The 10,027-nt window shown below is 57.5% G+C and carries 5 protein-coding genes; 3 read left to right on the plus strand and 2 right to left on the minus strand.

Going from position 1 to position 10,027, the window contains the following annotated elements; translation table 11 throughout:
• Positions 1-27: 27 nt before the first annotated feature.
• Positions 28-924, minus strand: a complete 897-nt coding sequence (locus tag CP49_RS12920) for a DMT family transporter (protein WP_057850631.1) — start codon at positions 922-924, stop codon at positions 28-30.
• A 720-nt stretch (positions 925-1,644) separates the two neighbouring features.
• Between CP49_RS12920 and CP49_RS12925 the strand changes: the two genes are divergently transcribed.
• The 3 genes from CP49_RS12925 (at position 1,645) to CP49_RS12935 (ending at position 7,667) form a co-directional block, all read left to right on the plus strand.
• Positions 1,645-5,391 carry a vitamin B12-dependent ribonucleotide reductase gene (locus CP49_RS12925; protein ID WP_057850632.1) on the plus strand — a complete coding sequence of 1,249 codons (3,747 nt, stop codon included), beginning with the start codon at positions 1,645-1,647 and terminating at the stop codon, positions 5,389-5,391.
• A gap of 76 nt (positions 5,392-5,467) precedes the next feature.
• Positions 5,468-6,496 (plus strand): DUF4062 domain-containing protein, encoded by a 1,029-nt coding sequence (locus tag CP49_RS12930; RefSeq protein ID WP_057850633.1) that lies wholly within the window; start codon positions 5,468-5,470, stop codon positions 6,494-6,496.
• Between the two features lie 82 nt (positions 6,497-6,578).
• On the plus strand, positions 6,579-7,667 hold the full coding sequence (locus CP49_RS12935) for a DUF2971 domain-containing protein (RefSeq protein ID WP_156438355.1): 1,089 nt from the start codon (positions 6,579-6,581) through the stop codon (positions 7,665-7,667).
• 321 nt (positions 7,668-7,988) lie between these two features.
• Here CP49_RS12935 and CP49_RS12940 read toward each other — a convergent pair whose 3' ends face one another.
• Positions 7,989-9,770, minus strand: coding sequence for an AIPR family protein (locus CP49_RS12940; RefSeq protein WP_057850635.1), 1,782 nt, complete (start codon positions 9,768-9,770; stop codon positions 7,989-7,991).
• Between the last annotated feature and the right edge of the window lie 257 nt (positions 9,771-10,027).

Genomic DNA, 10,027 nt, shown 5'->3' on the forward strand with positions numbered 1-10,027 from the left:
CCGTGAAGAACGGGGAGAGGGAGAAGTTCAAGACCGCGTCGCCAGCACCACCCCGGCCAGCGTAAACACCAGCGCCACGATCTGGATCAGCCCGAGCGGCTCGCCGAGCGCGACGGCGGACGCCACGACGCCGATGACCGGCACCGCCATGGTGCCGATCGCCGCGACCGAGGCCGGCAGGCGGGCGAGCGCGGCGAACCAGCTCACATAGGCGATGCAGAACTGGATCACGGTCGAATAGATCAGGAGCCACCAGCCGAGCTCTGTCACCTTCTCGACGTGCGTGGTCTCGAAGGCGAGACCGATGATGACGATCGGAAAACAGCCGAGTCCGATCTGCCAGGCCGCGGCCGGGATCGGCGGCAGCGGCACCGGCAGCTTCTTCGCCAGCACCGTGCCAAGCGCAAAGCCGAACGCGCCGCCGAGCGCCATCACCATGCCCGGCAGTTTTTCTGACGTGGCTGATATGCCGTTGCCGCCCATGATGGCGGCCAATCCTGCAAAGGCCATCACCAGCGCGATCGTGCGCAGGATGGTCGGCCGTTCGCCGAGCACCGGCCAGGCCAGCAGCGAGGCCCATACCGGCATGGTGTAGGCGATCAGCGCCGCTTCGCTCGCCGGCAGCCAGAGCAGCGCCAGCCCCATCAGCACCATCCACCCCGTGACGTTGAGCAGCGCCGCCAGCATCAGCCGCGGCCACAAATGCCGTTCGACCTTCAGGCTCTGGGAGCGCGCCAGCGCCAGCAGAGCCAAAAGCGCAGCGCCGATCACGCCGGTCGAGCCGCGCAAGGTCAGCGGCGGCAACTCGCTCAGGAGATATTTTGTGACGGGCCAGTTAAAGCCCCAACCCACCGAGGTGATGGCGAGGAACATCAGGCCCGCGGGCGCAATCCGCCCCGGCGCGGTGGGTTTTGAGTCGGTCATGGAGCCCGGCAAAGGGTGGAATCGGCCCTCACCTTGCCGCGTATCCGCCGCCGCGACCACGGGTGTGCGGACATGCCAGACCTCCCCTCCCCGTAGCCGTACGTGAGTCTCATCAAGGCAATCCCGGCGGCTGAAAAAATACCTGCCCTGTGAACAGCGGGGCGAAGCCGATTTCCACACGCGGTAACAAATTTTTTCCCTTGGGAATCCCTGAGGACTCACTGATACTTGGCGGTGTTCCAGGGGCGGCATCACCCCCTGTTATCCCTCACTTTCCACCATATTTAGTATTTGATTCAGGAACTCGTACTAGTCCTTGACGGGCGCGACGGGTTTGGCCTAGCCTCTTTGCTGGACGGCGCGAGTTAAGTTTTGGGTCCCGCCGGACGCTCCCAAACGGGTACCAGAACGAGCACTCCGTCAGCCGGTCGAGGCACGGATCGAGGGCTTGTCTGCCTTGAAACGGGGGCGATCGGCGCACCGAAGAACGAGCCGAAATGGGCTCAGGTGACGAGTTGCGGCGTTGGGAAAGGGCAGTCCCGTCAAGTCGACGGAGCCGGCCTTGGGGTGGCGAAGACAGAAACAGGGCCGGGTCCACCGGTAGAGCTTGCGGATCGCAGGCCCAAGGTTGTCTTCAACCTTGGTGCCGATGGTTCGCTCACAGAAAACATCCGGCAACCGCGGAAAATGCGGACCGGGCAAGAAGACGGGGCACGACAAATGCGAATCGAACGGCGCAACACCACTTCCGGCCAGTCACCCTATGCAGGGATTGATTTCAGGCTGACGACATCGGAGATCCGCAACCCCGACGGTTCGATCGTGTTCCGGCTCGAAAATGTCGAAGTGCCCCAGTTCTGGTCGCAGGTCGCCTCCGACGTGCTGGCCCAGAAGTATTTCCGCAAAGCCGGCGTCGCCGCGCGCCTGAAGAAGGTCGAGGAAGAGACCGTGCCGTCGTGGCTGTGGCGCTCGGTGCCCGACACCGAGGCGCTGGCCCTCCTCCCCGAATCCGAGCGTTTCGTCAGCGAGCTCAGCGCCAAGCAGGTGTTCGATCGGCTGGCCGGCTGCTGGACCTATTGGGGCTGGAAGGGCGGCTACTTCTCCACTGAAGAAGATGCGCAGGCCTTCTTCGACGAGCTGCGCTACATGCTCGCCAAGCAGATGGTCGCGCCGAACTCGCCGCAATGGTTCAACACCGGCTTGCACTGGGCCTACGGCGTCGATGGCCCCGGCCAGGGCCACTATTATGTGGACTGGAAGACCGGCAAACTCACAAAGTCCAAATCGGCCTACGAGCATCCGCAGCCGCACGCCTGCTTCATCCAGGGCATCGAGGACGACCTCGTCAACGAGGGCGGCATCATGGACCTCTGGGTGCGTGAGGCGCGCCTGTTCAAATACGGCTCCGGCACCGGCTCGAACTTCTCGCGCCTGCGCGGCGAAGGCGAGCGCCTGTCCGGCGGCGGCCGCTCCAGCGGCCTGATGAGCTTCCTCAAGATCGGCGACCGCGCGGCCGGCGCGATCAAGTCCGGCGGCACCACGCGCCGCGCGGCCAAGATGGTCGTGGTCGACGCCGACCACCCCGATATCGAGACCTATATCGACTGGAAGGTGAAGGAGGAGCAGAAGGTTGCGGCGCTGGTCACCGGCTCCAAGATCAACCAGAAGCACCTCAAAGCCGTGCTGAAGGCCTGCGTGAACTGCGAAGGCTCGGGCGACGACTGCTTCGACCCCGAAAAGAACCCTGCCCTGCGCCGCGAGATCAAGCTGGCGCGCCGCGCGCTGGTGTCCGACAACGTCATCAAGCGCGTCATCCAGTTCGCCAAGCAGGGCTACAAGGACATCGACTTCCCGACCTACGACACCGACTGGGATTCGGAAGCCTACCTCACGGTATCCGGCCAGAACTCCAACAACTCGGTCTCGCTGAAGGACGATTTCCTCCGCGCCGTCGAGACGGACGGCGACTGGAATCTGATCGGCCGCACCAACAAGAAGATCACCAAGACTCTCAAGGCCCGCGAACTCTGGGAGAAGATCGGCCACGCCGCCTGGGCCTCGGCCGACCCCGGCCTGCACTTCAACACCACCATGAATGACTGGCACACCTGCAAGGCGTCCGGCGAGATCCGCGCGTCGAACCCGTGCTCGGAATACATGTTCCTGGATGACACGGCGTGCAACCTCGCCTCCGCCAATCTGATCACGTTCTATTCGACCACCACAAAGCGGTTCGACGTCGAGTCCTACGAGCATCTCTGCCGGCTCTGGACCATCGTGCTCGAAATCTCCGTCATGATGGCGCAATTCCCGTCGAAGGCGATCGCCGAACTCTCCTACGAGTTCCGCACGCTGGGCCTCGGCTTTGCCAATATCGGCGGCCTCTTGATGACCATGGGCTTGCCCTACGATTCGAAGGAAGGCCGTTCGCTGTGCGGCGCGCTGACCGCCGTCATGACCGGCGTGGCCTACGCCACCTCGGCCGAGATGGCCAAGGAATTGGGCCCCTTCCCCGGCTACAAGAAGAACGCCCAGCACATGCTGCGCGTGATCCGCAACCATCGCCGCGCGGCGCACGGCGAGAGCCGCGGCTATGAGGCGCTGGCGGTCAATCCCGTGCCGCTCGATCACGCCTCCTGCCCGCAGGCCGATGTCATCACCCACGCCAAGGCGGCCTGGGACAAAGCGCTCGAACTCGGCGAGCTCAACGGCTACCGCAACGCGCAGACCACGGTCGTGGCGCCGACCGGCACCATCGGCCTCGTGATGGATTGCGACACCACCGGCATCGAGCCTGATTTCGCGCTGGTGAAATTCAAGAAGCTCGCCGGCGGCGGCTACTGGAAGATCATCAACCAGGCCGTGCCGGTAGCGCTGCGGACGCTCGGCTACAGCGAAGCGGATATTGCTGAAATTGAGGCCTACGCCGTCGGCCACGGCTCGCTCTCCAATGCGCCCGGCATCAACGCCACCACGCTGAAGGCAAAAGGCTTCACCGACGAAGCGCTGGCGAAGGTGGAAAAAGCGCTGCCGACCGCGTTCGACATCAAGTTCGCCTTCAACAAGTGGACCTTCGGCGAGGACTTCCTCCGCGAGACGCTCAACCTCGCGCCGGAAGCGATCGCAGCCCCCGGCTTCGACCTGCTCGCCGCGCTGGGCTTCTCCAAGCGCGAGATCGAGGCCGCCAACGTGCACATCTGCGGCGCGATGACGGTCGAGGGAGCTCCCCACCTCAAGGCAGAACATTACGCGGTGTTCGACTGCGCCAACCCCTGCGGCAAGATCGGTAAGCGCTATCTCTCGGTCGAGAGCCACATCCGCATGATGGCGGCCTCGCAGCCGTTCATCTCGGGCGCGATCTCAAAAACCATCAACATGCCGAACGACGCCACCGTCGAGGACTGCAAGGCGGCGTATCTCTTGTCCTGGAAGCTCGCGCTGAAGGCCAACGCGCTCTACCGCGACGGCTCGAAGCTTTCCCAGCCGCTCAACTCGCAGCTCATCAGCGATGATGACGACGAGGAAGATGCGACCGAGGCGTATTACGAGAAGCCGATGGCGGCGCGTGCCGCCCAGGTCTCGGAAAAGATCGTCGAAAAACTGGTCGAGCGCATCGTCGTGATGCGCGAGCGCGAGAAGATGCCTGATAGGCGCAAGGGCTACACCCAGAAGGCGGTGGTCGGCGGCCACAAGGTGTACTTGCGAACCGGCGAGTATGACGACGGCCGTCTCGGCGAGATCTTCATCGACATGCACAAGGAAGGCGCGGCGCTGCGCTCCTTCATCAACAACTTCGCCATCGCGGTTTCGCTCGGCCTGCAATACGGCGTGCCGCTGGAGGAATATGTCGACGCCTTCACCTTCACCCGCTTCGAGCCGGCGGGCCCCGTGCAGGGCAACGACAGCATCAAGTATGCGACCTCGATCCTCGACTATGTGTTCCGCGAACTCGCGGTCAGCTACATGTCGCGCTTCGATCTCGCCCATGTCGATCCGACCGAGTCGAATTTCGACGCGCTCGGCAAGGGCGTCGAGGAAGGCAAGGAGCCGTCCGACCAGGGCCAGCAGGCCACCAAATATCTGTCCAAGGGACTGACCCGCTCGCGCACGGATAATCTGGTCGTGATGCGCGGCGGCGACGCGGATGCCCGCGGCTCCCACAACGTCACCGCGATCGCCGGCCACGGCCCCAGCGCCCGCGCCTCCGACGCGCATGAAGGCGCAGTCGCGCTAAAGCAGGAAACCCAGCACGACCTGTCCCCGACGGAAAAGCTCGAAGCGATGAAGTGGAGCAAGGCCGGCAGCGCGGCCGTGGCCGTCGCCCCGTCCAAGGCCGAACGCCGGGCGGAAGCCAAGGCAAAGGGCTACGAAGGCGAGATGTGCTCGGAGTGCGGCAACTTCACGCTGGTGCGGAATGGGACCTGCATGAAGTGCGATACGTGTGGAAGTACGACGGGGTGTTCGTGAGGTCGACAGCTTGAATGCAAAGGAGAGGCCGCTCGAAAGAGCGGCCTTTTTCCGTTACTCGACGAGGCGCGATCAAATGGAAAAGGTCTACCAAGTATTTGTTAGCTCAACTTTTGCGGATCTATATGAGGAGCGAAAGCACGTCTCAAACATGCTCTCCAAAGCGGGCTATCTGGTAGCCGGCATGGAATTATTTCCAGCCACAGATCAGCAGCAATTGGAGTATATCTATCGCGTCATCGACAAGAGCGACTACTACGTTGTAATCGTCGGTGGTCGATATGGAAGCGCCACCGAAGACGGAACCAGCTATACTGAAAAAGAATACGAGTACGCCGTTGCCAGAAAGATTCCGGTTCTCGCTTTCATTCATAGTGCGCCAGACACGATCCAGGTCGGAAAAACAGAGCGGGATGTAGGAAAGCTTGAACGGCTCGATCAATTTAAGAACCGCCTGGGTTCTGGTCGAATTATCGATCATTGGCGCGATGTCGACCAACTCGCTACCAATGTCGTTATTGGCGTAGGAAACGCAATAAACCTCAGTCCTAGGACCGGGTGGATTCGTGGCGATCAAGCTATCGACCCCAAACTGATCCAGGAAATGGAGAAGCTTCGCCTGGAAAACGCAAAGCTAAAGCAAGCGATCGGCGAGAATGGCTTTGGTGAAATCACGTTCCCCGAAAATCTGGCCGGACCGTCGGACTCGATTGGAGTATTTGCAAAAACCAGAATACCCGCCACAGCTAGTCCCTACGAAGATCGACTCGCTCGTGTGAACATCGGGCAGCTCTTTCAAGTACTCTATGACTCAATCCTCATAGAGCCATCCGAAGCCAACCTCGCGCGTCTAATAGGCAAAGCTATAGCCGCACTCGACAAGGACCACGGATTTCAGAAAGCCTCTGACACCGTCATCGATCCCAGTCAGGTCCGCAGACTTCGATTTCATTTTGAGGCTCTCGGCCTGATCCAAGCTGTGGGAAGGGCCGAACACTCGGAGGGCTTTAGCACAGACTACATAGCTTGGAGCATTACTGACAAAGGCCGTAGATTCGCAGCTGCCTCTTTGGGAATAAAGAAGTTGCCGGAAGAGGAACTTTGAGCAAGCGTAGCCCTACAATTAGAGGCTGCTCGATCAACATATTTGGCTAGTCTTGGAAGAATCCGAGAGAGGTGGCACACCCGTGTCCAAAAGACGAAAGCGACGATCCCGGCATCGCGCCCCATTTGATCAAATTGGCGAAGTCATTAAACAATCAGACGCCCAGTATACAGATCGCGCCGACCAATCTGTGCCACAACCAGATCTCGCGAAAGCTAAGACAAGTCGCTCCTTGTTTCACTACACCTCTGCTGAGGGGCTCGTCGGCATATTACAAACGCAATCTCTATTTGCCACCCATTCTGCATTTCTCAATGACTCGACTGAGTGCCGAATTATTCGTGACATTTTGCTTCCACGACTCGAGAGCGAGCTAAGAGAAGCCACTCCCAAATTGATCGAACGGAGAGTAATAGACCCCAAGATTCTGACGGACTTCGGGGATGAGCTATTCCGTCAGGAAGCAGACAACATGCTGCATGCAATGTCGCAGGCGACAAACAACACCACTCCATACTTTATCACGTCATTTTGCGTCCATCAACCCAATACGCCAGCCTACAGCGACGGTCTCTTGAGCCAATGGCGAGGCTACGCCAAAGGCGGCTTCGCTATCGAGTTTGATGAAATTGGAATTGACGATCTTAATGCGGCTGAACGAACTCGGTATCGATATCAGGGGATCATCACTAACACAGTTGCCTATAACGATCATGAGAGTCGCGTATCAAAGAAAGACTTCGAAGGACTTGGAACAGCACTTCTTAAGAGCTTGATCCCCAAAATTGCAGATCGGCTTACCGATATCCTAGGACCAAAAACTACGAACGACTTCGCAGGACCTTTTCTGGCCACTTCACCATTCTTGAAGCACCCAAGCTTCGAAGAGGAGAATGAATACCGTATCGTCGCTCTGTGCAATAGACCAACGGTCTATGAAGAGAATGACGAACGGGATGCCAAACCAATCCAATTTCGGAGTCGCGCGACAGGTCAATTAATTCCCTATATCGCACTTTACCATGAGCTCAAAACGGTGCTTCCAATCAAGTCTATCATAATTGGCCCTCATCCCAATCAATCCGAACGCCAAATGTCGGTGGAAATACTTTTAGAGAAGATCGGGGTCAACGTTCCAATAAAGATATCGCTAATTCCGTTCCGAGATTGAGGAGACACGCAGTTAGTTACCTTCAGTGGAGCGCAGCCCCATCCGGGCTAGCACGCGTAAGGGGATTTAGCGAAAGGCGTAATCCGCCATCCGCTTTGTTCTACGTCCGACTCTATTTTGTTCTCAAAGAACGAATCGGAATCACGAAAATCAGCGCGCAGCAATTCTTAGCAACGGGTTCACTTCGTGTTGCGTGATGCCGCTGCTCTCCTCCGCGCTATCGCTCGTACTCAAGCCCCAGCCGATGCGCCCGCGCCTTTCGCATCGTTCCCAACAGCGATTGAGGCACTGTCACCGTAATAGCGTAACCTCGGGGTAAGGTCAGTCGACCTTTACTTTGGATGCAAACGTCTCGAAAATTTGCTTGTTGGGGCCGGCGATAGCTTGAACCACGTTTCGAAACTGCGGGATCGCCTTTTTGGCTTGATCGGTGGCAATCCGGTTCGCAACAAAAGCGGTGTTCAGAGTGGTGAGTAGCGAAAACAAAGGCGGGCAGAGATCCGTCCAATGTGCGTCTGCTTTTTGAGGCGATGTCTTCTCGCCGAATGACAAGCGAAATTTGTTTGGAATAGGTCTGTCGAGTACTGCCTCTAAACAATCAGCGAACGCAGCGCAGGTCAGCAAGATCGAACCCTTTCTCTCGAAGAAGGCGAGCTGCTCTCGCTCTGTCTTCGTAAGGTCTTGGCCGTTTTTCTGCTTCGTTACAATTTCGAGCTTCTTGTTCCCAATCGTTTTGTACAAGGCAAATGCAAAAACGATGTGTCGGGCCGTCGTTTCTTCCTTAAAGTAGCTGGAGTAGATTGAGTCAGTTACCCAGATTTCAGACTTTCTATTATATGCGATGACTGGATCGCCGTGAAACGCCGCCAATGCTTGACCGACAGTGTAGGACGGCAGCAAGTTGGGTCTACGCTTTATCGTATCGGATGTCCCACCGCGACGGCCACCTTCATACTCTGCATCAGGTATCTTCTGAAATTCTTCCTTTAGGCGCTTTTGAATGCCGTCAGTGCTTCGAAAATCAGATGCCGAAATTTTATTCTGACTGTTGTTGTATCGTATGATGTCCTGGACACGCGCCTTATTCGTTGTCCAAATGAACCTACTGGGCACCATCAGTTGCTTCTTCGGAGCCTTTGCAAGCGAGCCTATCGCACCAGTAGTTTGTGCGCCGTTGACGATTGAGATGCCCTGCATCTTCAGCTGTAGCTTCTCGGAAGCTAGCTTTCGAACGGAGAGTCGGTTCACGAGGGCGGTCACGCCGTTATTGTAAACCCAAAAATTTTCGGGGCTATTGGTAGCAGTCTCTTTGATTCCGCTGTTAATATTGACATCCGTTTCGCGCGACCCGAGATAGTCGCGCACATTTGCGCTGAATAAGTCAGCACCGTGCTTATCGAAAAGTTCGTAGATGAAGGAACCCGGTACAAAGGTCTGGTATGCCTTCCAATCTTCGCCGTTGATCGCGTAGCCAGTCGGCACAGTGGTTTTGATATCGGAATTTACAAGAATTGGTGATCCACTTGCACGATATAATCGGTCGAAGTGCTTCGCACCAAACTCGCGAGCGAGAATTCGAATGGGTGAATTGCTCCGCAGCTTATGAATTGCCGCATTAGCAGTATGTTCGACTGCCGTAATTTCGTTGGCAACGTTCTTACTCTCAGGACAATTATGAACGTACCAAATGCACAATTCCTGCAATTCGTCGTCCCTAATTGCCTGACGGACGTCGGCAGCATTTGGTCGTAGCTCTTCCGGAACCGAGTTTATTGGCGTACTTAATAACCAAGTGATCGCGGTGTTCAGATCAGATGCCTTATTCGCTGGAGCCGCGGGCTTCTTGGATAGCGCCAAATAGCATTGCGCAATGACACAGCGGCCCTCCTCCTTATCGATATAAAAAAGATCACACTTCTTGTCGTTACCACCTCCGGTTATGCTCTCTGCTCCGATTGCTTCCAGGTCTTCCAGATTGAATTGCAAGCCGAGCGCAAAAAGCCCAATGGCATCGCTACCAAACTTGGAACCTCCGAAGCGAGTTCGGTATGCATCCTCCCAAGCGAGGGAGTCCTCTGTCGACTTTTTTGCCTTTTTGACCAAGCAACACCGCCAAATTTTGAGAACTGGACTACGGCTGCCGCAACTTCGCCGCATTCGATTCTTGTGCTTGATACACTTTTAGTTGTCAGCTGGTCAATGAACGCGCTTTCCGATATATCAGCCGTTCTACGACCGAGTCGGTGGGTTACGCTGCGCTAATTTTACTGCGTCATGATTTTTCTGCGCGTGGTGATGCTGCGACATCGATGATCCACGCCTCGATCGGTCCGCTCTTCTCGATCGCCGGCAGCACCATC

Source organism: Bradyrhizobium valentinum (genome assembly GCF_001440405.1).
Taxonomy (GTDB): domain Bacteria; phylum Pseudomonadota; class Alphaproteobacteria; order Rhizobiales; family Xanthobacteraceae; genus Bradyrhizobium; species Bradyrhizobium valentinum.

What these genes read in the sequence shown, in the direction of transcription:
- CP49_RS12920 (WP_057850631.1), bottom strand. Translation starts at nt 924, where the DNA reads ATGACCGACTCAAAACCCACCGCGCCGGGGCGGATTGCGCCCGCGGGC.
- CP49_RS12925 (WP_057850632.1), top strand. Translation starts at nt 1,645, where the DNA reads ATGCGAATCGAACGGCGCAACACCACTTCCGGCCAGTCACCCTATGCA.
- CP49_RS12930 (WP_057850633.1), top strand. Translation starts at nt 5,468, where the DNA reads ATGGAAAAGGTCTACCAAGTATTTGTTAGCTCAACTTTTGCGGATCTA.